The organism is Methylotuvimicrobium buryatense 5G (assembly GCF_000341735.1).
Taxonomy (GTDB): domain Bacteria; phylum Pseudomonadota; class Gammaproteobacteria; order Methylococcales; family Methylomonadaceae; genus Methylotuvimicrobium; species Methylotuvimicrobium buryatense.
Window position 1 is genome coordinate 1,485,473 of record NZ_KB455575.1, and the last position, 25,817, is coordinate 1,511,289.

The 25,817-nt window shown below is 47.2% G+C and carries 15 protein-coding genes; 9 read left to right on the top strand and 6 right to left on the bottom strand.

Annotated features, from left to right (window positions below; translation table 11 throughout):
- Positions 1-317: 317 nt before the first annotated feature.
- Positions 318-1,331 (bottom strand): tryptophan--tRNA ligase, encoded by a 1,014-nt coding sequence (locus METBU_RS0106665; protein ID WP_017839876.1) that lies wholly within the window; start codon positions 1,329-1,331, stop codon positions 318-320.
- 390 nt (positions 1,332-1,721) lie between these two features.
- Here METBU_RS0106665 and METBU_RS0106670 point away from each other — a divergent pair, with 390 nt between their 5' ends.
- The 7 genes from METBU_RS0106670 (at position 1,722) to METBU_RS0106700 (ending at position 9,825) form a co-directional block, all read left to right on the top strand.
- Positions 1,722-2,021, top strand: coding sequence for a PilZ domain-containing protein (locus METBU_RS0106670; RefSeq protein WP_017839877.1), 300 nt, complete (start codon positions 1,722-1,724; stop codon positions 2,019-2,021).
- Between the two features lie 36 nt (positions 2,022-2,057).
- The gene (locus METBU_RS0106675) at positions 2,058-2,462 is read left to right on the top strand and encodes a 6-pyruvoyl trahydropterin synthase family protein (protein ID WP_026130078.1); all 405 of its coding nucleotides are present in this window, start codon (positions 2,058-2,060) and stop codon (positions 2,460-2,462) included.
- 6 nt (positions 2,463-2,468) lie between these two features.
- The gene (locus METBU_RS0106680; protein ID WP_017839879.1) at positions 2,469-2,921 is read left to right on the top strand and encodes a DUF1249 domain-containing protein; all 453 of its coding nucleotides are present in this window, start codon (positions 2,469-2,471) and stop codon (positions 2,919-2,921) included.
- Between the two features lie 485 nt (positions 2,922-3,406).
- Positions 3,407-4,078 carry a CerR family C-terminal domain-containing protein gene (locus tag METBU_RS0106685; RefSeq protein ID WP_017839880.1) on the top strand — a complete coding sequence of 224 codons (672 nt, stop codon included), beginning with the start codon at positions 3,407-3,409 and terminating at the stop codon, positions 4,076-4,078.
- Positions 4,066-5,463 (top strand): efflux transporter outer membrane subunit, encoded by a 1,398-nt coding sequence (locus METBU_RS0106690; protein ID WP_017839881.1) that lies wholly within the window; start codon positions 4,066-4,068, stop codon positions 5,461-5,463. The genes METBU_RS0106685 and METBU_RS0106690 overlap by 13 nt, the downstream gene beginning before the upstream one ends.
- On the top strand, positions 5,456-6,664 hold the full coding sequence (locus METBU_RS0106695) for an efflux RND transporter periplasmic adaptor subunit (protein WP_017839882.1): 1,209 nt from the start codon (positions 5,456-5,458) through the stop codon (positions 6,662-6,664). The genes METBU_RS0106690 and METBU_RS0106695 overlap by 8 nt, the downstream gene beginning before the upstream one ends.
- A 5-nt stretch (positions 6,665-6,669) precedes the next feature.
- On the top strand, positions 6,670-9,825 hold the full coding sequence (locus tag METBU_RS0106700; RefSeq protein WP_017839883.1) for an efflux RND transporter permease subunit: 3,156 nt from the start codon (positions 6,670-6,672) through the stop codon (positions 9,823-9,825).
- Positions 9,826-10,124: 299 nt separating this feature from the next.
- Here the strand turns inward: METBU_RS0106700 and METBU_RS0106705 are convergent, their stop codons facing one another.
- The 3 genes from METBU_RS0106705 to METBU_RS23480 form a co-directional block, all read right to left on the bottom strand.
- Positions 10,125-10,916, bottom strand: coding sequence for an adenine nucleotide alpha hydrolase family protein (locus METBU_RS0106705; RefSeq protein WP_017839884.1), 792 nt, complete (start codon positions 10,914-10,916; stop codon positions 10,125-10,127).
- Positions 10,909-13,308 (bottom strand): Lon protease family protein, encoded by a 2,400-nt coding sequence (locus tag METBU_RS0106710; protein ID WP_017839885.1) that lies wholly within the window; start codon positions 13,306-13,308, stop codon positions 10,909-10,911. Before METBU_RS0106710 ends, METBU_RS0106705 begins: the two co-directional genes overlap by 8 nt.
- Before the next feature lie 78 nt (positions 13,309-13,386).
- Complete coding sequence (locus tag METBU_RS23480; protein ID WP_017839886.1) at positions 13,387-15,126, bottom strand: putative bifunctional diguanylate cyclase/phosphodiesterase; 1,740 nt, start codon at positions 15,124-15,126, stop codon at positions 13,387-13,389.
- A 391-nt stretch (positions 15,127-15,517) separates the two neighbouring features.
- On the opposite strand from METBU_RS23480, the gene METBU_RS0106720 reads away from it, so the two are divergent.
- Both METBU_RS0106720 and METBU_RS23485 read left to right on the top strand, forming a co-directional pair.
- The gene (locus METBU_RS0106720) at positions 15,518-17,095 is read left to right on the top strand and encodes a histidine kinase dimerization/phosphoacceptor domain -containing protein (RefSeq protein ID WP_017839887.1); all 1,578 of its coding nucleotides are present in this window, start codon (positions 15,518-15,520) and stop codon (positions 17,093-17,095) included.
- A gap of 719 nt (positions 17,096-17,814) precedes the next feature.
- Positions 17,815-18,411 carry an ANTAR domain-containing response regulator gene (locus METBU_RS23485; protein WP_017839888.1) on the top strand — a complete coding sequence of 199 codons (597 nt, stop codon included), beginning with the start codon at positions 17,815-17,817 and terminating at the stop codon, positions 18,409-18,411.
- A 401-nt stretch (positions 18,412-18,812) separates the two neighbouring features.
- Here the strand turns inward: METBU_RS23485 and METBU_RS25185 are convergent, their stop codons facing one another.
- Both METBU_RS25185 and METBU_RS0106735 read right to left on the bottom strand, forming a co-directional pair.
- Entirely contained in the window at positions 18,813-22,337 is a 3,525-nt protein-coding gene (locus METBU_RS25185) for a bifunctional diguanylate cyclase/phosphodiesterase (protein ID WP_014148907.1), read from the bottom strand.
- Positions 22,334-25,327 carry a chemotaxis protein CheB gene (locus METBU_RS0106735; protein ID WP_017839889.1) on the bottom strand — a complete coding sequence of 998 codons (2,994 nt, stop codon included), beginning with the start codon at positions 25,325-25,327 and terminating at the stop codon, positions 22,334-22,336. The genes METBU_RS25185 and METBU_RS0106735 overlap by 4 nt, the downstream gene beginning before the upstream one ends.
- Between the last annotated feature and the right edge of the window lie 490 nt (positions 25,328-25,817).

A 25,817-nucleotide genomic window follows, 5' to 3' on the forward strand; every position in this document is an offset into this window, starting at 1 on the left:
GATTCAAAACCATGGCTTATTTAGGTGCTGGATTTTGGCATTGGGCTTGTCAAGCGAGTAAACCGAACTGCCAAAAACATAATTCTCGTACAAGATATACCTTTCGCACTTCAAATTTCGATAGTGCCGGAGGAGACCTCGGGGTGTCCGGTCGATTTTCGCTCCTGCAAAATCGACATTCACGCCATCCATAGCGTTCATAAAGGCTTTGCCAGCATGGAGCTGGCTAGAGCCTACATGGACGTATTTACGGCGTCCTTTAACGAGCACCCCGAGGCCGAATTCTCATCTACGATGAGTATATATTGTGAATATTCCTAAGCACCGATACGAGAAATCCCAACTGCCTCTCTCAATTGTTTCATAAAAGGCACGCTAATCTCGCGGGCCTTTTTAGCGCCTTCCTGTAATTCGTTTTCAATATGCTCAGGCGCCTGTAATAAGGCTTCATAACGCTCTCGGGCCGGAGCAATATGGTCGTTGATATATTCGAACAACAACTTTTTCATTTCACCCCAAGCAATACCGTCCGCATAGAGTTTTCGAACTTCATCGACTTCCGAAGGACGGGCAAAAGCCTGATAAATTCCAAACAAGGTGCAGCTATCGGGATCTTTAGGTTCTCCCGGCTCCAGAGAATTGGTCTTAATCTTGTTAATCAATTTCCTGAGTTTCTTCTCGGGTTCGAATAACGGAATCGTATTGTTATAACTCTTACTCATTTTCCGCCCGTCCAAACCGGCCAGAGTCGCGGCATTTTCGGTCACAACCGCATCCGGGATGACAAAATGTTCGCCATAAATATGATTGAAACGCCCAGCAATATCACGCGCCATCTCGATATGCTGAATCTGATCCTTGCCCACAGGAACCTTGTGCGCATTGAATATCAAAATGTCGGCCGCCATCAAAATCGGATAACTGAACAAACCCATCGTGACACCTTTATCGGGATCGTTTTCGCCGCCTTGTTCGTTTTCGGCAACCGCTGCCTTATAAGCATGCGCCCTATTCATGAGCCCTTTTGCCGTTACACACGTCAACATCCAGGCCAACTCGCTAATCTCCGGAACATCGGATTGCCGGTAAAATACCGCATTCGACGTATCCAAACCGAGAGCCAACCATGTCGCGGCGATTTCGAGACTCGATTGCCTGACTTTTTCCGGATCCTGGCATTTGATCAAGGCATGATAATCGGCCAAAAAATAAAATGGACTGACGTTTGCATCTTTACTGGCGGCAATAGCCGGCCTAATCGCGCCTACATAATTTCCCAAATGAGGAGTACCGGTGGTCGTAATACCGGTTAAAACAGTCGCTTTTGTCATTATAAATAAATCCCCAAAACCCTGACGGGGTTCACACCATTAAAACCTGCAAAATATTACATAATTTACAACCAATTGCCATAGTCTATTCGAAAACTTTTGCTCACCAATGCGCGACGGCACCTAAATCTCACTCAACATGAACTGGCTTAAGCATCCGCATACAACAATGTGAGCCACAAAAAATTAATGTTTTCCAACACTACCCTGGAAAAAACCGGGAAACAATCTCAAAAGAGAATCCTATAATATGAAGTTACGCAACTTTCAAGGTTATTTTCATGAACAAGCCTTTTATTTATAGTAAACTTCGCGCAAACAGTCTGAAAGCAAACACGGGCATTGCCATTCACAGAAAAATCAATTTACCAAATTTTAAAGAGAGTTGACATGCTGGAATACGATGAAAAACGTAATTACATCCGAATGAGCGTCGATTGCGAACTCACTTACAAGTTAGCCGATGCAAGCGAAAGTCATTCCGGAATTTGTACATCCATTAGCGGTTCTGGTGTCTCCTTCATTGCGGATCAATCCTTCGATCCCGGAAGCGCAATGGAGGTTAATATTACGCCTAAAAACGCGATCACACCCCCCATGACCGCATATATCGAAGTCGTCAGAACGACAAAACAAGACAGCGGCCGCTACGAAATTGCCGCCGCAATCAAGAGTATTAAAGGTCATTAACTTAAATTGTTTCAACTCGGCCGAGATTGCTAACCCATGTACACGATTACTAAGGAAGTCTATTTTTGCTATGGGCATAGACTGATGAACCACCCCGGCAAGTGCCGTCATCTTCACGGGCACAGCGTTAAGGCCGCAATCACGATTAAACAACAACATCTTAACGAGCAAGGCATGGTTTGTGACTTTTCGGACATAAAAGCGTGTGTCGAACGCTATATTGATGAACACTTGGATCATAATTTTTTATTGCATAAAAACGACCCGATCATTCCGTACTTAACCGAAACCCAAGAGCGATTCATGGCTCTTGAAGAGCACCCGACAGCTGAAGTACTGAGTCAAATGATTTATCAGCATATTAAAGAACAAGGGTTCGATGTCGATCAAGTGACCTTATGGGAAACCGCAAGCGCTCATGCCTGTTACCGGGAAGACTGATCTATCATGAGCAGAATTCATCCGCAAAACAAAGCGGCGTGCTTGGAAACCATCTGCGCCTCTAATTACCGAAAGTTGTTAAACTTAATTCCGAACATCAGAAATCTTGCCCAATCGACTATCGGAAAAGCGTCTCAAAAACCCGATCTACAGTTAGAGGTTCTCGAACGCTCGGCGCACACACTCACTGTTAAACTCAGCCATCGATTTAATCAATTACCCAACGACCTATGGATGCCGGATGTCACAGTACGCGTTTATCTGGATGCTGAATTAGCGGAAGTTTTGCGCGATCATGCCAGATCCGATGTTTCGCGCGTCTATAAAGACCCCGGCAAGACCTCTGAAATCTTGAATTATAAATGGCAATTAAATTATTTTTTGCTGAAATGGCTGGATCACTGCCTGAGCATTAATTATCAATTCACCGATCGAAAAGCCACTGAAGTTATAGCCTGATTCATCCCTTAGCCTATCAACCTATATATCCTTTGCTACTCAAATTTCGGCTCAGGGACGTCCTGTCCAGCGAGTTACCTAACCCTCAACAAAGCTCATATACCCATCGCACTTCAAATTTCGGCATTGACGCATGGAGGTGCCGGGGTGTTCGGTCGATTTTTGCTCCTGCAAAATCGACATTCACGCCATCCATGGCGCTCGCAAAGGCTTTGACAGCAGGGATGCTGTCACAGAGCCTACATGGACGTATTCACGACGTCCTTTGACGGACACTCCGGCGCCGAAATTTGACCAGCAAAGGGGATAGTTCCAGGACGATATTTATCACGGAATCCTTACTGTTTCGGGAAATTATTTTGTGCATATTCCTAAAGAACGTGCATTTCATAAGTTATGCCCATTCCTAAAAATCACAAAAGGCATTTGTCTAATGAATAATTTAAATGTATATTTGAAATTCGCTTTTGAATATCTGATCCGCGATGCCCGAACCAACATCCAAACCGTTAAAAACCCGAACCCGCTTGATTATCGCGGCCAGCCGAATTTTTGCCGAAAAAGGCTTTCAAGAAGCAACGATTGCCGAAATCTGCGAACAAGCCCAAACTAACATCGCTTCGGTCAATTATCATTTTCGCGATAAGGAAAGTCTTTATCTCGAAGCCTGGCGCCATGCGTTTCTCAAGGACCTTGAAATTTATCCCTCGGATGGCGGTGTCGATCCCAGCGCATCCGCCGAACAACGCCTAGCGGGCCGCATTCGCTCTTTGATTGCCCGCATCGCCGACGACGATTCGCATTTTTTCGCGATCATCAACAAGGAAATGGCGCAACCGACCTCGTTGCTTCCGGAAATTCTCGAAAAAGAAATCAATCCGCAGCGCCAAGCCATGCTTGAACTCATTGCCGAATGCGCGGGACCGAATGCGGATGAACGAACGATTCACTTTTGTCATGCCAGCATCATCGGCCAATGTTTTCATCTCCTAAAAGTCAAACACATGCAAAGCCACTTTCCGGCACGAAGATGCAATTCGGAATTGGAGAACCCGACAGCCTACGCCGATCATGTCGTGCATTTTTCATTGGCCGGAATTAAGGCACTGCGCGACCGTCTCGAATCAAGCCGGGGAGACGAGACATGCGAGTCATAAACCCTTCGGTTTTACTCATCTTCTTTTTTCTCAGCGCATGCAGTATTGACATCAAAGAATTCAATCCGCCGATTCCAGTCCCGGAAACCTTCTCGATTACCGGCGGAGAATCCCTTCAAGACCGCTGGTGGCTAAATTTTAACGATCCGGCCTTGAATACCCTGATCGATACGGCGCTTCGGCAAAACCTCGATCTAACCGCGGCATTCGAAAGGCTCAAACAAGCCGAAGCCGAAGCCCGCAAGGCCGGATCCGAATTGATCCCCGCCGTTAATGCCACAACGCATACAAACCGTTTCATCGAAGACAACGCCAATACCGGTTCGCTGACTTTCGACAACTTTTCGCTGGGCTTGATCGCCAGTTATGAAGTCGACCTTTGGGGCCGAATCCGCGCCGGCACTTACGCGGCCGAACAGGAAATCAAAGCCGCCGAACAAGACATCCATACCGCCGCGATTGCCTTGTCGGCCGAGATAGCGCGCATTTGGTATCTATTGACCGAACAAAAACTACAGCTCGAATTATTGAACGAACAAATCGAAGTCAATAAGCAATATGCGGACTTAGTCGAAGTCCGGTTCAGAGGCGGTCAAGCAACCGCCGCCGACGTATTCCAACAGCGACAGTTGCTTGAAGGCGTTGTCGGCGACCGCTATACGGTGCTCGCGAATATCGAGGTATTAAAAAATCAACTAGCAGTCTTGACCGGACAAGCCCCCGGCACGTTGGACATTGTCGCCGGCGATCGTTTTCCCGAACTCGCAGGTCTCCCCGAAACCGGTTTGACCTCGGATTTGATTCAACGCCGCCCCGATGTCATGAAGGCCTATTATCGCCTGCAAGCGGCCGATCTTCGTATTGCCGCGGCCGTGGCCGACCGCTTTCCGAAACTCGGTTTATCGGCCAGCCTCGATACCTCGGCGCCGGACTTACAAGCCTTCTTCAATAATTGGATGGCAACGCTAGCGGGCAATCTGGTGCTGCCCTTGATCGACGGCGGACGCCGAGTGGCGGAAGTCCGGCGCACCGAGGCTGCAACAGAAGAAGCACTGAATCTCTTCGGTCAGAGCGTCTTGCAATCGTTGCAGGAAGTCGAAAACGCCTTGGCACAGGAAACGCGCCAGCACGAGCGACTCGACAGCCTCAAAGATCAACTGCGCTATCTGAACGAAGCCAATGAGAACATCCGCATCCGGTCCGCCTATGGGATTTTCGATTTCTTGCGGGTGCTGTCGACATTGAACAGCTTACAAGCGATGCAGCGCACACTCATTCGCGCCGAACGCGAATTGATCGATTACAGAATTCAACTCTACCGGTCGCTTGCGGGCGGTTGGCCGCTTACCGAACCGGTTTCGAACAGGAACGATATTCATGACTAATCCCTTCAAGAAATTTGCCACACTGCTGATTTCGCTGGCAATCATCACATTTGCCGGGGCACTGTCTTATTATTGGCTAAGCAATAAGCCCCGCGCTGTACGCGCCCCCGTTACGGCCGTGGCACCATTAGTCGAAATCATCACGCCGCAAGCCATCGATCATCAAACCACCGTTTTCGCGCTCGGCAATGTAATCCCGGCACAAAGCGTCAATCTTAATTCGCGTGTCGACGGCATGGTCGTTTCGGTCAGCGACCAGTTCATCGAAGGCGGCTTGTTGAAAAAGGACGAAGAAATCGTCCGGCTCGACCCGACCGATTACGAATTACGCGTACGCAGAGCACAAAGCGACCTCACCCAAGCCCGCTTCAACCTAAAAATGGAATTGGGCCAACAAGCCATCGCGCAACGCGAATATCAATTGCTCGGCCAGGAATTGGACGAACTGGCTCAAGAACTGGTCCAAAGAAAACCCCATCTGGAAGCCGCCAAGGCATCGTTAAATGCCGCTGAAGCATCGCTGGAACAAGCCAAATTGGATCTCGACCGCACCCGCACGATCGCGCCGTTCAACGCGGTCGTCACGGCCCGCAACGCCAATATCGGTTCCTGGGTATCGACCTTCTCGACCGGCACGCCGCTCGTACAGTTGGTTGCAACCGATTATTTTTGGATCGACGTTTCGCTGCCGCTCGACAAATTACGATGGATCACGATTCCCGGTTTCAACAGCGATCAAGGCTCGCCGGTCACGATCAGTTACGAAAGAGCTTGGGGACCCGATGCATTCAGAATCGGTGCCGTCAAACGTCTGAAAGCCGAAGTCGAACCCGAAGGCCGCATGGCCAAATTATTGGTCGAAGTCGAAGATCCGCTCGCCCTGACGCCGGCCAAGAAAGACGCGCCGCGTATGATGTTAGGTACATTGGTTCGCGCGGCAATTACCGGAAAAACCCTCGTCGACGTACTTCCTGTCCCGGAAACCGCCTTGCACGACGGCAACCGGCTCTGGCTAATGAACGAACAAGACACACTGGACATCGTCAAAATCACCCCCGTCTGGACCGAACAAGGCGTCGTTTATTTGCATGCCTCGGAACTACCCGATCATCCGCGCATCATCGTCAGCGATCTTTCCACACCGGTTCAAGGCATGCGTATTCGCACCACCGAAACCGACCGCTCCTCATTCGCTAGGTAAGCATCATGCAGTCACATCAAGACCTAAGTCACACCGGTCCCATTGCATGGATGGCAGGTCATTCGGTCGCGGCCAATCTCGCGATGGTCGTTTGCATCATAGGCGGACTGCTGTTTTTAAACAATATCCGCCAAGAAGTTTTCCCCGACTTTGAAATCGACAGCGTCAGTATCACTGTCGCTTATCCGGGCGCCAGCCCGGAAGAGGTCGAACGCGGCATTGTCCTGGCAATCGAAGACGCGGTGGGCGGCTTGGACGGCATCAAACAAATTAACTCATCGGCAATGGAAAATGCCGGCACGGTCACCGCCGAAGCGCTCCGCGGCACCGACATGCAAAGGTTTACCCAAGACATTCAAAAAGAAGTCGACCGCATTACGACTTTCCCGATCGATGCCGAAAAACCGCAAATAACTTTAATCGCCAGTAAACGCCGGGTAATCTCGGTCGCATTATATGGGGACGCAGAGGAAGCCGTTTTACACGAATTGGCCGAACAACTTCGCGATCAATTACTGCAGGACCCGGGCATCACGCAAATCGATCTCGAAGGGGTCAAACCGCTCGAAATCGCGGTAGAAATTCCGCAGGACATGCTGAGGCGCTACCGCTTGTCTTTAGGCGACATCGCTCAACGAATCGCGGCGGCCAGCATCGACCTTCCGGCCGGGAGCGTCAAAACCGGCAGCGGCGAGATTTTGATCCGTATCAAAGAACGCCGCGATTACGGGCGTCAATTCAGTCAATTGCCTATCATTACTACCGCCGACGGTAGCCAGATCAAACTCGGCGACATCGCTCGAATAACAGATGGCTTCGATGAAAGCGATTATTATGCGACTTTCAACGACAAGCCGGCCGTGATGCTGCAAGTCTATAGCGTCGGAGAACAAACGCCGATACAAGTGTCTGAAACGGTTCGTAACCATCTCGATAAAATTGCTCCGGAACTACCCGAAGGCATCTACACCGATGTCCGGCGCGATGCCTCGGAAGACTACGCGCAAAGGATTGACCTCTTGTTGCGAAACAGCGCCATGGGCTTATCGCTGGTATTTATCTTGCTGGCGTTGTTTCTTGAGCTACGCCTGGCATTTTGGGTCATGATGGGGATTCCTATTGCGTTTCTCGGGTCGTTTTTGTTCCTACCCAGTATCGGCGTCACGCTGAACATGATCTCATTATTCGCGTTTATCATCGCGATCGGCATCGTCGTCGACGATGCAATCATCATCGGAGAAAACATCTATCATCATCGACAAGAAGGCCTGTCTCCGCTACAAGCGGCAATTCAGGGCACCCGCGAAATGGCGATGCCGGTTACATTCAGCATCCTGACGAATATCGCAACCTTCATGCCGCTGCTGTTCATTCCGGGGTTCACCGGCAAAATCTTTTTTATGATTCCGTTGGTCGTGATCACGGTTTTCCTGCTGTCTCTCGTCGAGAGCCTATTCATTCTGCCGAATCACCTCGGACACCTAAAGCCATTGAAAAGCCATGGTGTTCAAGCCAAAATTCATCATTATCAACAACGCTTCAGCGATGGCTTCCGGCACTGGACAGTGCACCGCTATGGCCCATTTCTCGAAAGCGTACTCGATCATCGCTATCTGACCGTCACCTTCGCATTCTCATTGTTGATTGCAGCATTGGCCTATGCCGCTAGCGGACGCATGGGCATGACCTTGTTTCCGAAGGTCGAATCCGATTATGCACAAGTCACATTAACGATGCCGTTCGGAACGCCGGTAGAAAAAACCGAAACAATCGCCCGACACTTGTCGGAAGCGGCGCGACGTGTCGCATCTAACGTTCCGAACGGCGACCGATTATTGAAAGGGCAATTTATCGAAATCGGCACCGTCGACAGGCAACAGACACTCGGCAGCCACTTGGCTACCGTGCGCACCTATTTGGCGCCGCCCGAAGTTCGCGACGATATTCTTAGTACCGAGCAATTTACCCGGCGTTGGCGCGAAGAGGCTGGCGAAATTGCCGGCATTGAAGCGATTTTATTCGAATCGGACGCCGGCGGCCCCAGTCGGGGTCCGGCGATCACCGTCGAACTCAATCACCGCGACATACAAGTCTTGGAACAAGCAAGCAGACGCCTTGCTCAAATGCTTAGCGCCTACCCTATCGTCAATGACGTCGACAGTGGCTTGACCAGCGGCAAGGAACAACTGGACTTTACGTTGCTGCCCGAAGGAAGAAGCTTGGGATTGACGGCACAAGATGTTGCGCGACAAGTCAGAAATGCGTTTTTCGGTGCCGAAGTGCTCCGTCAGCAACGCGGCCGTAATGAAGTCAAAATCATGGTCAGGCTACCCGAAAACGAGCGAATGTCGCTAAAAAACATCGAAAGCCTAATGTTACGCACACCGGCAGGAGTCGAGATTCCGCTCACTGAAGCCGTGCATATCGAACGCGGCCGCGCCTACACCGAAATCAACCGCCGTAACGGCCGACGCAATATCCAAGTCAAATCGGGCGTCACGCCGCGCAGCCGGGCAGGTGAAATCATTAACGACCTCAAAGCAACCGAACTGCCGCGCCTGCAAGAAGAATTTCCAGGTTTGCAATATAGCTTTCAGGGTAGTCAAGCCGAAATGGCCGATAATCTTAGCAGTCTCAAAATCAGTTTTGTCTTTGCACTGCTGGCGATCTATGCAATGTTGGCGATTCCTTTTCGCAGCTACATTCTGCCGCTAATCGTCATTGTCAGCATTCCGTTCGGCATCATCGGCGCAATATTAGGGCATTTGTTGATGGGTTACGATCTGAGTATCCTTAGCATGCTGGGTATCGTCGCCCTATCCGGCATCGTCGTCAACGATTCGCTGGTATTGATCAATTATGCGAACGAACATCGCATCGGCAGTGCCAAAACACCTTTACAAGTCATCAAAGCCGCCGGAATCCAGCGCTTCAGACCAATACTGCTAACCACGCTAACCACTTTTTTCGGCTTAATGCCGATGATTTTGGAAACATCCCGGCAAGCGCGAATGCTGATCCCGATGGCGATTTCAATCGGTTTCGGCATTTTGTTTGCGACCTTGATTACACTCGTACTGATTCCGTCGTTATATCTGGTTGCCGAAGACGTCAGAGTCTTGTTTCACAAGTTGAAAATAGCTTTTTCCGCCAAAGATTAGCGGGCTACGAAATGCGCAGAAACCATGCGCATCGAAGGCAGTGTTTATGGCAGCAATTCCCAATTTGGGGATCAAAAAGGGTGTGGGGTGTGCTTGGCGAGGATGTCGGCAGCAGGGCAGATTTTTGCTCCATGCAAAATCTGCATTCACGCCATCCTTGGCGTTCGAGCTGCCGTCAAGCCCCATGGATGGGTTTACGGCGTTCCTCGACAGGCATACCCCACACCCTAAGATCGGCGAAAATGCTCAAACTGGGAATTGCTGGTGTTTATGGAAGCAGCAATGCTGTCAAGCCCGGCTTATGCTACTAGCAACACCGGACAACCGAGCCGATCGGCAAACAACGACGCAGCACTTTGTGAAGTTTCAGGGTCGGTTCTGTCGGCGCGCAGCACGACGATACTGCAACCACGCTCTAAGACATATTGCATGATCGAATCGTAACTTCGACTAGATTGAATAAAAAAATGAGAAGCGAGATTGCTCCCCGCGAGCAAAGCTTTAACTTGTTGCTCCATTTCGGCAATGCCGTTATCGGATTGCCTCTGTAAAATAATGTTGAGCCCCGATTTTTGCGATTCAGCAATATCGATAGCCAATTTAAATGCTCGTTCCGATCCTTCCGTACCATCATAAATTGCCCAAACCGGAGGACTAAACTTTTTAACGGAAATTTTTTTAATCGTCAACGACCGGCTAACGCGCGGTCTATCCAGCAGCAATAAATCCATCGTAGCGGAAGCGGCCATCGCCTCGGCCAAATAATGACCGCGAACGACTGTCAACGATACCGTCAATTCGGATTTTTTCGCCAACTCATCGAGCTGTTGGCGAATTCTCTTAACACGGCGGGCCGATGCCGAACCGATACGGTCGACATCGAACTTAAGTTCTGCACTGGTCACTTTATCCACTTCGGTTGCAAAAGGAAGACCCGCCAAATGAAACAAATTAATATCTTCGATAAACAAAGCTGTCAGCTGTGCCCCTTGCGACCTGGCCAAGCTTGCCGCCAACTCCAACAAGGCCGAATCTTGCAGAGCATCGACAGCGATCAACATTTTTTTTGGGGTAACGTTAAGGTCAATCATGGCCGTTATTTTTCGACAAAAATGCCTGACTGATTTCGGTAAACCTGGCTAATTGCGCATCGACCTTTCCGTTCACAGTCTCCTGCGGAAACACGCCGTTTTCATCAGGATCGCCCGCTACCATTCCGGTCAACAACTCCAAGGCTTCATCGACATTTTTCACCGCATAAATATGAAACTGCCCGGATTGGGCGGCATGCACGACATCCCATCGCAACATCAAATGCTTGATATTCGCCGAAGGTATAATCACGCCTTGAGTACCGGTCAGTCCTTGTTTTTTACAGATATCGAAAAAGCCTTCGATTTTTTCATTGACGCCGCCGATCGCCTGCACACGTCCTAACTGATTAACTGAACCGGTCATCGCCAAATCCTGACGCAACGGGATTTGGGTCAGCGATGAAAGAATTACGCACAATTCGGCGAGCGAGGCGCTATCGCCGTCGACACCGCCATAGGACTGCTCGAACACCAGCGTCGCCGACATAGAAAACGGCTTGCTTCGGGCGTATCGGGAGGCGATGAAACCGGCCAAAATCAACACCCCTTTCGAATGAATCGCGCCGCCCAATTCGGTTTCCCGTTCGATATCGACCAGTTTGCCGTTACCGAGGCGCGTCGTCGCGGTAATCCGGGAGGGCTGGCCGAAACTGAATTCGCCGATCTGCAACACCGACAAACCATTGATCTGTCCTGCCACGCTGCCTTGCGTATCGATCAACACCGTACCGCGCTGAATATGCTCGTAGAGCCTTTCCCTAATCCGATCCAAGCGGTAGACCTTCTGATCGATCGCCTGCTGTACATCACTGGCATTAATGCAATCGTGTCCGTTTTGTCCGGCCCAATAATCAGCCTCTATCAGTAAATCTTTAATGCTGCGCAAATGTGTCGAGAGTTTTTCGGCATCGCCGGTCATCCTGGCGCTATGTTCGATCACTCGCGCGACGGCATCCCGGCTCAAGGACTGCAATTTTTCCTGCCTTGCAATCGTTGCCAAAACTTTTGCGTATTCGATCGCCGAGTCTTCTCGGCCCACCGTATCGTCGAAATCGGCCGCGACTTTAAATAAATCCTGAAACTCGGGATCGTAATAATTCAACAAATAATAAATCAGCCGATCACCCAACAAGATCAATTTCAATTCGAGCGGAATCGGTTCCGGTTCAAGCGCCGAGGTACTGATTAGACTGAGGCTTCGCTCCAGCGATTCGATGCGGATCTCGCCGGATTGCAACGTCCGTTTCAAGCTTTCCCAGGCATAGGGCTGCATCAATAGCTTACGCGCATCGAGTATCAAATAGCCGCCGTTCGCTTTATGCAATGCTCCCGGCTTGATCATCGTGAAATCGGTAACCAGCGACCCCATGAAAGCTTCATGATCGCAGCGTCCCATCAAATTGGCGTAATTCGGATGATCTTCATAGACGACCGGCGCGGTTTTGTTATCGCTCAAGTCGACCATTAAATTCACTTGATAACGCTTGAAAGGATCGGATTGTTGAGGCATTTCCATGAACGGCAGCGCCGATTCGCGGTGAGGAATGAAATCGCGTACATGACCGATAATATCGCGCTCGATCTCATCCAAATAATCGAGCACGGTCTGCTGGTCACCGTAGGTTTCCTTGAGTTCATGGATCGAATGGCCGACTGCAAATTCGGCCACTTCACGGTTCAGGTCCTTGATCTTACGCTTAGTTTCCTTACGCCACGCCGGAAATTTCTTTAATAATTTTTGCAGGCGCTGTTGCAGCTCGATGATCGCATGCTGAATGCGTTGCTGCTCTTCCTTGGAGAGTTGATTGAAGTGCTCGGCATCGATCACCACATCCTTGTCATCGACCGGCGCGAAAGCATAGCCGGTCGGCGTTTCGGTTAGAATAATACGGGCATTCGCGGCCTCTTCACGCAATCGGTTGATTTCCCGAAACTCGCGATGCCGCGACTCCTCCTCGATTTCCTCGACGCGGGAGCGGTATTCATCGCCTTCGAACGACGCCGGTAAGGCAATTCGAAGTTCATCGATCAATTGCTCCATATCGTTTTGGAACAATTTGCCTTTTCCGGCGGGTAAAGACAAAAGCCGAGGCTTGGCCGGTTGTTCGAAGTTAAACACATAACACCAGTCCGAAGGAATTTTTTTATGTGCGGCTTCCTGCTCGACCAACTGCATAACGGTCGTCATCTTACCGGTTCCCGAAGGTGCCAATGCGAAAATGTTATAGCCGGCTTTATCGACTCGTATCCCAAACCGGATCGATGCAATTGCCCGCTCCTGTCCAACGATGATTTCGACATCCTTGAGTTCGTCGGTCGTTTGAAAGTTTAAATCGCCGACTCTACAAGGTTTATAAAGTAATGCCGTCTCCAGAGGTGCAATTTTCATTTTATCCCTGCCTGTTTATATAACCGATTGCATTAGAACATAGACTTCTCGCAGCTACAATTGAGAAGTAAATGACTATCAGATATCATCCCGGTTTAACGGCTTACTAAAATAATACCCCTGAAAACCATCGCAACCGCATCTGTACAAATGCTCTAGCTGCTCCCATGTTTCGACGCCTTCGGCAATCAAATCAAGCTTCAAGTGCTTCGACATGCCGATAATGGTCTCGACGATCACCGCATCGTTATCGTTTATTCCCAAATTGACTACAAAAGTCTTATCGATTTTCAATTGATCGATCGGCAATCGGGTCAGGTAAGATAACGAAGAATAACCGGTGCCGAAATCGTCTATTGAAAAGCGCAAGCCTAATTGTTTTAGCGCATGCATTTTTTCGATAATGCCCTTTACATTCTGAACGATCAGCCCTTCGGTAATTTCCAGAATGATATGCCTAGGATCGACTTTAGTCGATTCAACAATACCACTAACTAAATCGACAAAGCCTGGGGAGCTAAACTGTTTAGGACTGATATTGACTGAAATATGTGGCACATTCTTGCCTGCTCGGTGCCAAGCCACCCATTGCTGGCATGCCTTCGTCAGCACTTGACTACCGATTTGGGCAATTAAACCGGTCTCTTCGGCTAGCGGAATAAAATCCTGCGGCGAAATGACGCCTTGCTCGGGATGATGCCATCTAACCAATGCCTCATAACCGAGCAATTGTTGATTGAAATTAAATTGAGGCTGATAAACCAATCCCAGGTGATCATGAACCAATGCATTTCTAAGCTCTTTCTCCAGTTGCAGTCTTTGATTGACTTTATCTTGCATATCGGGATGAAAGAAACAATAGGTATTCTTTCCGCTGTTTTTAGCGGCATACATCGCCGTATCGGCTTGTCTCAGCAAATGATCGAACGTATCTCCGTTATTCGGAAATAAGGTAATGCCGATACTCACAGAAACGCGCAGTTCGTGACCTTCCAGTAAATAAGGCATTAATAATAGATCGAGGATTTTCTCGGCGACAACTTTAAGCTGGTTCGATGCAATTGCCTTATCATAAGAAAGATTGGACAGCACGATAACAAACTCATCGCCACCCAAACGTGCAATCATATCTTCTTCTCTAAGCTCCCTTCTAAGGCGATCGGCGACTTGCCTGAGTAACAAATCCCCGACTTTATGCCCCAAAGAATCATTGATGGTTTTGAAGTTATCCAAATCCAAAAAAAACAATGCACCGTAAATCTTGAAACGGATCGTGGTAGCCAACTCTTGCTTTATCCTCTCCTCGAGCAAACTACGGTTGGCGAGTCCGGTTAGCGAGTCATAGTGCGCCAAGGTCCAAAGATCGGCCTGTGATTTTTTGATTTGAGAAATATCGCTGAATACTGAAATATAGTGCGCCGGCTTGCCTTCTTCGCCGATCACGTTGATAGTTTGCCAGGCCGGAAAGATATCTCCGGATTTCTTCTTGTTCCAAATTTCGCCCTGCCAACGCTTATTGGTCGTGATGCTTTGCCACATTCGTCGGTAAAAATGGATGTCTTGTTTACCTGAAGAAAGAATCCTGGGGGTTTTACCCAGAACATCCTGTTCGGTATAACCGGTAATATTTGTGAATGCGGGGTTAACATAAAGAATGCGCGTCGATTCGTCTGCAATCATCATCGCGTCTGAAGTCGCTTCGAACAAGGTTTTATAGATTTCCAGCTTGATTTCCATTGACTCGGCATCCGCGCTTGATAGGCTTTTTTTGTCTGCTGAGCGCCTATTCGCCGGAAATCGATGTTCTCGTTCTTGCATGAAGCCCTCTTAAATTACCAGTGATTCGCAAGCGCTAAAATCCAACAAAAAACGGATCGAAACCCTGAAAACATCGACACACCCTTAGCGAGTACATCAAAACTTTCAGAACAAACAACCATTAAAAAGGAAATCTAAACAATGCTGTAATCCGACTGTCTAACGCCTTTGAAAAGCGTTACTTGGCGGCACGGGGGCTAGGGGCCGCATTTGGGTGTCAATAGTAAATGAATTTGCCCGTTAGTAAAACAGATTTGTTCCTTATCTCACATGAATCTTTATTTCAAAAGCATTAATTAATTCAAATAACTGACTGACACACTTGGTTATAATTCGAACATTGTTTTGCTTAAAGGTCGGTTCGCAGCCTTATTGAATACCTGGAAAACCTATGACCGATTTTAATTATTTTGCCGCGTCAGGATTCTATTTTCCGGCTATCCCGCTGAGCATTTTTTTCGAAGCCGGATACTTAACGATGTTAATCGCAGCCATACCACCTATTTGGGGCTTTGTGCGTTATCACCGAAAATACCGCAATCTTCTCGTTGAGTATCATGACCAACAGCAAAAACTCAAACATCTAAAGCAAGTCACTAATAGTATGTTTTACGAATGGCATATCGAAACCGGAAAGATCGAAGGCTGCGAGGATTTCGCCAAACTATTCGGCTTTTCCGAACACGAAAATGCTATAAACCATGATCTTTTTCTAACAAAGCTTCATCCTAACGATCAAAACCGCATAAAACGAGTTTTCAAAGACGCATTAATCCATCTTGATACATTTTCCGCTCACTATCGCTTACAAACTCCGGAACACGATGTCATTCCTATTCGTCAACACGGCAAGGTCATCAGGGATCCGAGCGGTACGCCGTTAAAAATACACAACGCAATTCAAACAGACGATAAATTTGCCGATAAAGCGTCGAGCGAAAATAAGCAAATACAACATATTGTTACAACATCGGGATTAATCGGGGTTTTAACGATTTCTCCCGAAAACCGGATTTTATCGGCTAATGAATATATCTTCCGACTCTCAGGCCATGACGAAACTACGCTAAAGAACGCCCCATTAATGACTTTGCTCAGATTTCCGGATTTGAACGAGCACTTTTTTTTCGCCCCAAACATCGACCATAGCGGTATCGTCAACGGTCAATTAATCCACAAAAACGGCACAGTCAGCAGCGTTAAACTGTCCGTCAACTCCGTCAGCAACGATTCCGTTACGATCGATTATTTTGTCTTATTACTAACCGACATTTGCGAGCATATCGAAGAAGATAGAAAGCTGTTGGAACGGGAGCAACGGCATAAAAACACCCTAATCCGAGAGGTTCACCACCGAATCAAAAACAACTTACAAGGCATTTTCGGCCTATTGCAAAATAATGCATTGGAGCACCCCGAAGCCAAAGCGATTCTCGAACAAAGCATGCTGCAGATCAATTCACTGGCAATTACTTACGGTTTGCAAAGTAAGACAGAAAACGGCGAAATTTATCTATGCGACATTGTTCATTCCTCGACAGAATTTTGTCAGCGTTTATTTTTCAGCACCTATGAAACCATCGAACTGCAAATACCTTCCGATCATCCGATTCGCGTCGATCGGGACAATGCCGTTTCGTTATCGTTAATCGTTAACGAACTATTACTCAATGCCATCAAGCACAGCCCCGGAATAAACAAAAAAATCTCGGTTTCATTGGATTTTGACAAGAATCATGCGATTTTTACCGTCAAGAACGGACCGGCTTCGCTACCCCAAGGTTTCGATTTCGAACAATCGATTAAAATCGGCACCGGACTTTCGTTAGTTAAAACATTGATGCCGGAACAATCGCAATTGTGCATTTACCAAACGAACCACACAGTCACCGCACAATTAACGATGATGCCGCCATTGATTTTTCATAAAAGCCAAAGCAATCCGTTTTATAGCTCAAGCATCAAGTAAGCCTATGATTACAAAATGCCGGTCCAATTCTTTACATCTAGATGCTTTTCAATTAGATTACCGAAATAAATACAAACCCCAGACCCCGCTTTGTATTCTCTTTATCGAATTATTGGTGCATCTTGATCGAACCAATTATGTTCGTCTAAAAGTAGTTAAACTTCAAACTTTTATATTCAGATTCTGTCTTACCTTTTTTCAACTTCGCTACTCCGCCAAGACCCTAGCCGGATACCGCTATTGCGCGGAGATGACTTAAACAAGGTAGGAATAAGTTCGCTATGTTGAATGCATGATTCACCGTAATTATTCACATCCCCTATCGTTACCACGCTCCAGCGTGGCAATAAAGTCTAAGAGGCGGGAGCGGTACTCAGGCATTCCCATGTAGAGCGACACTGCCATTAAGTTAAGCCGTTCGTGGTGAGCCTGTCGAACCATGGACGGCTTAACTTATCGACCCAGGATTTTTCCATTCACCCTTCGACAGGCTCAGGGCGAACGGAAAAATCCTTAACTTAATGGCAGTGATGTAGAGCGAGGGAACAATAATTGCCGGTGGACTAAATAGTTACAGCCAATAACCTATAGAATTTAGTTTGTAGGTTCACGGCTTCCTTATTGAACAAAAAACTGAATCACTTACAACCATATTTTCGAAACTATTTTTAGCGATTATCTAAGCGTTTACGGCCGCACCGGCCTAAATTTAACTATTAATGAATAAAACAATACTTCTTGCCGACGATGACCGGCTCATTCTCGGAACCATGAGCCGTGGACTACGGCTATCCGGTTATAATGTCTTAGAAGCCACATCGGGCGATACGGCTATTAAACTTGCTCAAGACCAAAAGCCGGACATTGCGGTTTTAGATATCCGCATGCCGAAAATGACCGGTATAGACGTTGCCAAACATCTTGTACGAATACTCGACATTCCAGTCATATTCTTGTCCGCCTATTCCGACGAAGACACAGTAAAAGCCGCCATCGCCTCCGGTTGCATGAACTATTTGGTCAAACCCTGCAGTCTCGAGCAATTGATTTTGACCATCGAAGCGGTAATCGAAAGAAACAAGGAAATAATTAATCTGAAATACGAGAACAAGCAACTCGACAAAGCGCTATCCCAAAGCAGAAGCGTCTGCATAGCGATTGGCCTAATCATGAAGAATCAACTCCTCACCGAAGAAGCCGCATTTGATTATTTGCGCAAAAACGCCAGAGACCAGCGACGAAAAATAACCGAATTGGCCGAGGAAGTCATCCAAACCTTCGCCGGTCAAGACAATCTTAGCCAGACCCACTTATAATAGCTATGTTCGCGTTGATAGTTGATACTTTTGAACTTAAAGCCAACATGAACCCCAAGGATTCAACTCTGAATAACTTTTTTTTCAATATCGCGCCAATGGCTGAAAGGAGGGTACGGTTGCTCGATTGACAGGTGTCGGCAGCAGGGATAGCTGCCGTCAAGCCTACATGGACGTATTCACGGCGTCCTGTCAAGCGAGTAATCGTACCCTCTTCCACGCTCAGCGTATTGGAAAGCAATCATTGACTATTTCCTAAGTGGTTTATTTAGTAGGAAAGAGAATCGTTTCAACTGCTAACGCGAACATAGCCTTTTTCAAAGGGAGAGGCTAAAGTTCCAGTTTATTTTAAAACAAGGGTCTGAATAATTACTTTCGCGATGTCTTAACCGACTCTATAGTTACCGTGACTGACTACTCAATAATTGCTGCATCGCATCTACTGATAACGGTCTGCCTAATAAATACCCCTGAATTTGATCGCAGCCTAATTGGCGTAAGAAATCCGCTTGCACTTGGGTTTCCACGCCTTCGGCAATACATTTAAGGCGTAAATTGTGGGCAAGATTCACAATGGCTTCGACCAATACTTCATCGTCAGCGTCACCTGGAATATCTCTTACAAAGGATTGATCAATTTTAAGTTTGTCCACCGCGAAGCGTTTGAGATAACTTAAACTGGAATAACCGGTACCAAAATCATCAATCGAAAATTGTACGCCTCGTTGGTTTAACGTATTCACCACCTGCAACACATACTCTGGATCGGTAACCAAAATGGATTCGGTTAATTCTAATTCCAAATGGTGAGGCGGCAAACCGGTTTCTTCCAAGATTTCGATGACCGTTTGCAATAAGTTATGCCGTAAAAATTGCACGCAAGACACATTGACGGACACTCGTAAATAATGCCCTTGTAGCAACCATTGTTGCATTTGCCGACAAGCTTGACGCAGCACCGACTGCCCTAAGGTAACAATCAATCCACACTCTTCCGCAACCGGAATAAATTCTGCCGGTGAAATAATCCCCAGTTCTGCATGATGCCAGCGCGCTAAAGCTTCAGCACCGACAATCTGTCCGCTTTTAATGTCAAATTGAGGTTGATAAACCACAAAGAAATCTTCGCGCTCCAGCGACAAACGCATGGCATTTTCTAAAGACATGCGGCGCATCACCGCCACATTCATTGATTCGGTATAAAACTTATAGGTATTACGTCCATTGAATTTAGCCTGATACAGTGCCGTATCGGCTTTTTGTAGCAACCCATCAAATTCCTCTCCATCATCAGGATATAAACAGGCACCGATGCTACACGATAACTGTAGTTTATTGCCCTCAATATCAAAAGGACGTAACAGCGCGGTTAAAATTTTCGTCGAAATATCAGCTAAATTATCGACATGATGCACATTACCTAGTAAGACGACAAATTCATCGCCACCTAAGCGACTAACGGTATCGGCTTCACGCACACAGTCTCGCAGACGGCAGGCAACTTCCAACAACAGTTTGTCACCTATCGGGTGACCCAAGCTATCATTAACGTTTTTAAAGTGATCTAAATCCAAATATAACAAGCCCAGCTTCTTACCTTGGCGTTGCACATAGGACACCGTTTGCTGAAAACGGTCTTTTAATAAAGTACGGTTAGGCAGTGAGGTCAAGGGATCATGATGCGCGAGAAATTCAATATACTCTCGGGCTTGTTGATGTTCGGTAATATCCATAAATACAGCAATGTATTCACTCGGACGCCCCTCGGGTGTCGTACGCGCAGCCGAAATACCAAGCCATTGCGGATAGATTTCTCCATTCTTACGCCGATTCCAAATTTCCCCTTGCCAATAGTCTTCAAGATTGAGTTTCGCCCACATCTGTTGGTAAAAACTATCATCATGCTTCCCTGACTTGAGCAAACGTGGGGTTAAACCCAGCACTTCGGTTTCCGTGTAACCGGTAATTAGGGTAAAGGCAGGGTTAACTGAGAGAATCCGTTGCTCACCGTCCGTGACGACTACGGCTTCTCGGCTATAACGAAACACCATCGCATCAAGTTCGAGTTTGCGTTGTTGCCGATTACGTTGTACTAAGGCCCATGCATTATTGGCCAACATTTCTAATATGGCCAAATCACCCGCATCATAAGAGTCTTGTTTATTACCTACCCCCATAATCATCACGACATTATCGTCTTCGATAACCGGCACGCTCACGTGACGTAATAAGGTCGCATGGCCTTCCGGCAACCCTTTTTTATTATCCAATGCCGGGTAATCATTATGAATAACCGGCCGACGCAAACGAAAACAATCCGCCCACACACCGGCATTCGCTAACGGGTAATGATTATCATGCACCGCTGCACAATTTTGCAGCGTTTTACCTGACCATACCCCTAAACTAATGGTATTTTGATCGCTGTTGACAAAATGTACATAAGCGAGGTGGCTATCGGTTAACGCCTCGGCATGCTCAAGGGCAAAACGCAGCAGAGACTGTTCATCCATTTTCGTAGCTTGCCTGGTTAAACTTAATAGGGCGGCATTGCGTTGACTGGTTAAATCTTGGACTTGTTCACTGCGTATACGCGTGAGAAATAAACCAATTAATTCCGCTATGCCCTCAATAAATTGTTTTTCATCATCAAGAAACGGTTTGTTGTTTGGCAAAATATGCGGATTCCTATAACCGACGCTAATTTTACCGACCACTTGCGCGTCAACCTGAATATCGCTTTCCAGCTTATCCATTGTGGCTGAAAAGGTATCGTTGCTATAAGTTTTGGAAGGTAAATTAATAGACACCGAGACATCGTCTGTGTAATTCATGCCCATGGGTAGCAGTTTTAACACGTCGGCAAAAAAAGCATCTTGATCGCTAATTAATTGTGACGCTCGAGAAATAGCATAAATCGCTTTTAGCTCCTTTATACGCTCGCGTAAGCTCAAGGACAGATTTTCGAGAGCCTGATCGCGTTCCAGCAAGGCAAGTTCTGCCTGCTTGCGAACGGAAACATCTTCGATAATGACCACTATATAATCAAGTTGGCCGATGGCATTACGCACCCCTTGTTTGATCACATGCACATCAATGATTTCGCCGTCACTGCGAATACACCGCTTATCCAGTGTATAACCCTCATGCTTACCTGTGAGTATGTCATTAAACTGCACTAATTCGGCGTCAAGATCGCCGGGATGCGTTAAATCCATCCAGGTCAGTTTAATCAGCGCATCGCGCGAATATCCGAACAAGTCACAGAGTTTATCGTTGACTTCTAGCCATTGTTTATCGGCACTGATGGCTGCCATGCCGACCGGCGCCGAATCAAAATAAGCCTGAAAGTGTCGGTGACTTTCTTCTAGCAGCACCTGTTGCTTAACCGCTGCGGTTTGATCGACAATTAAAACGACAAAGTGCTGCGCATAATTTTCTGCTAACTCGGACAATAACGAAAGATGCATATCAGCTATAAACTGTTGTTCGTCGGCCGTTTTTAATTCAATACCGGTTACCCTCGCGGAACCTTCGCTTCGAGCCCTCTGCAATAATTCCCGCAAACGACCATGCTCTTTTTTAGGTAGCAGGCGAGGAAAATAATGTGAACGTAATTGCTTGCGACTTAAGGCAAACCGTTGTTCAGCTATCGCATTACACTCATGGATGACCACAACTTCATCAATAACTAAAGCCGGTACCGGCAAAGCCGCAAACAAACTGCTAAAGCGGCGCATGGCATTTTCGGTAATGATTTGATTTTGGCGTAATTCCTCATTTTGAATTTCTAATTCCGCATGATAGATTTTAAGGTCTTCGACTAAGCGGGAAACATCCGCTTCACCACGCGCAACATCTTGTAAGGCAAAATCAAAATCGCCGCGTTGCAATGCCTCGATTGCTAATTGCTTAATACTACTCATGCCTGCTCCCCCTCTACCCATGCCGTGATATTGACATGACTGACAATGATGCCACCCAACGGATGCCTCACAGGCGTGGCGTGCATCAAAAACCAGCGACGTTCTGTGGGCGAATGACAAGGATATTTAATGGAAAAATGCGCTTGCTCGCCGCTAAGAATTTGGCTAATACCTATAAGCACTTGGTGGGCAACGGTATCATCGAGTACATGTTTAATTTTACAAACATCAAGATAATTGATACCCGGGCCAGTATGCGCGAGCTCACGATCACCATTGCTTTGGGCAAAATCCCGCCAGGCTTTATTCACCATGGTAATGACGCCTTTCGAATTTAACACGGCAATATGTTCGGGTAGGGAATCTAAAATGGCTTGGAGACGCTGCGCATCTTTGATTTGGGTAATATCGACAAAAGTTAATACTGCCCCACTGATGTTTCTCGGTCGATCGATATAAGGTAAGACACGAACCAAATACCAATGATCATTGCGAGTTTTGACTTCACGCTCCATCAACTGCGCCGTACAGATCACGCGACGCAAATCGTGCAGGAACTCCGGATATTCCATTTCGTGGGCAAAATCGTCAATCGGTCGCCCAATATCACCTTCCCGAATACGAAAAATAGAACCTGCTTCAGGCGTAAAACGGGTTAAATTCAGATCACTGTCCACAAATAGGGTAGGAATCAGTGCGGCACGCGTCATATTGTCTAAATCGGCGTTCAAACGGTTTAGAATATCTATTTTTTCCTGATTTTCGGCATTAACGGTATACAACTCCTCATTGACTGATTGCAATTCTTCATTCGTGCTTTGCAGCTCCTCATTCGAGGCCATTAACTCTTCATTAGTCGCTTGCAATTCTTCGTTGGAGGTTTCCAGCTCTTCAATCGTCGCTTGCAAACTATCACGGGTGGCCGATAACTCCATTTCCAAGCTTTGAATACGGTCATTAGAAACCGCCTCTACGTCAATATTATTACTACCTGCCAAGGGTATTTCTTTGGGCGCCAACACCTCAAAAGACATTAAAAAATGACGCTCTTTCGGCGCATCCTCTATTAGCGGCCTCAGAACAACCCGCACCCATTCGCTTTGTTTCTTAGCCGAATCAAGCAACTGAATTTCTGAATGTAGCGGCATATTGTCTTTAGCTACCTTATGCAGCAAGGCTACACATACCGGTGCCATTTTACCCACCAACAATTTGGAAATTTCCAAACTGGCGCTGCCTGCTTGAATTTGCATATAGCGTTGAACATCGCCATAGACATGCACCAATTCGCGTTCCTCATTAATTAATAACGCTGGCGGTGCGTAACTTTGCATCAATAACATCTGGCCAGATTCGATAATACTGCTTTCGGCATTCCGATGTTTTTCGCGGTACGGCTGACTCACGCGCATGCGGTTATCATTATGGTTGGTGCTATTTTTAAAATTAAGCGGTAACGAAACGGGCCGTAAGACGCGATAAATTTTATGTTTAGCATTGATGACACTGAAATCTTTATGTAACGTGCCCAAAGATTCACTAGAGCCGAGTAACAAATAACCGTTATGCGCCAATGCATATTGAAAACAGAGCAAAGCGCGTTCTTGTGCCGCTACATCAAAATAAATCAGCGTATTTCGGCAACTGACTAGATTCATGCGGGTAAACGGCGGATCATCGAGAATATTGTGCCGCGCAAACACGATATTCTGACGAATTTCATTTTTGACGATAAATTGATTGCCACTGCGGCTAAAAAATCGTTCGAGGCGTTCTGGCGACAATTCGTTGGCTATCGCTTCCGGATAAACCCCGGCACTGGCAAACTCAATGTTTTGCTGCTCAACATCGGTGGCAAATATTTTTAACTGTGGCCAGCGACGCAATTTATCGAAGGCTTCAGCAAATAAAATAGACAGCGTATAGGCTTCCTCACCGGTCGCGCAACCGGCAACCCATACCCGTAACGATTGATTATCGGGGTTATTTTCCACCAAAGTCTGAATTACCGTTTTTTCCAATAATTCAAAAGTTTCTACGTCGCGAAAATAACTGGTCACCGGAATTAGAATATCTCGCTTCAGGGTGATAATTTCGTTACGATCACTTTCCAGCAGATATAAATAATTGCTCAAATCGCGCACATGACGCACCTGCATCCGTCGCTCAATTCGACGTTGTACCGTTGCCGATTTGTACTCCTTAAAATTAATACCGCCGACTTGATACAGCAAATGCAAAATATTTTCTAAAGGATCACCATGCGACGTTTGCCCAGTATCATTCAACTTTACAGTCGGTTGAATGCTATTGCTAACATGACCGACAATTCTGGCCGCCAACATTTCAGGAGGGATAACTTCATCGACTAAGCCGGTGGCAATGACGCTACGCGGCATTCCATCGAATTTAGCGGTTTCCGGGTCTTGCGCCAAAAGAAAACCACCGGCATCATTAATGGCTACCGCGCCTCGGGTACCGTCGGAACCGGTGCCGGAGAGAATCACGCCAACCGAATGCTTGCCAAACTCCTTGGAGAGGGAGGTGAAAAATAAATCAATCGGTAAACTCAAGCCGTGCGGATTTTTGGGCAACAACCGTAGCTGGCTTCCAGCCACTGTCATATTTTTACCCGGCGGAATCAAAAATACTTGGTTAGGTTTAATTTGCATGCCGTTTTCGGCCATCAACACCGGCATGGCCGTATGCCGTGCGAGCAAATTATCCATCATGCTTTTGTGATCGGGGGAAAGATGTTGGACAACCACGAAGGCCGCTCCCGAAGTTACCGAGAGCTTGTCGAAGAAACGCTCCAAGGCGTCTAAACCACCGGCGGATGCGCCAATAGCGACCACATAACCGTTAAACAGGCGAGTAGTTTTTGGTGAGGGATTGAGAGTAGGGATTTGCGATAAATCGAGCGGGTCTTCGATAGGCGTGGCAACGCCACTAGCGATGACTCGCCTGGAGTATTTTTTGTTTCGCGCCATGATGCGAAGAAACCTATTTTAATGTTAAGAGCAATTAAACCGGCACCATTCTACCAAGGATTATAAGCCTTGGTAGTATTTTTCAAACGTTAGCTTGGAGAGGATTGTAATTGTTTTCTTCTGCGGGACGGGTTATTTAACCCGTCCCCAACGTTTCGGTTTGCCCTAAACATTTCGGCTGACTTCGGCCAAAGTCAAAACGTTTAGAACGGGGTTGCAAACCCATGCGCATCAAGCTAGAACGGTCAACCCGTGCGCTTTCCCAATTTCCGGACTCATCGCTATACATAAGTCATGTATTACCCTTTTGCAGTCTTAGACAATGTGACCTCGAAGCCATTTATTGTAACTTGACATTCTCGGCCTCGATATCGCGATCTGGGGATCGCTCCCACAGTGCATTAGTCACCCTCTGTGGGAGCGACGCCTTCGTCGCGACTTTCGAAGTCACTGACGCTCGATACCCACGGCTTATATCGAAGTCCTCGAA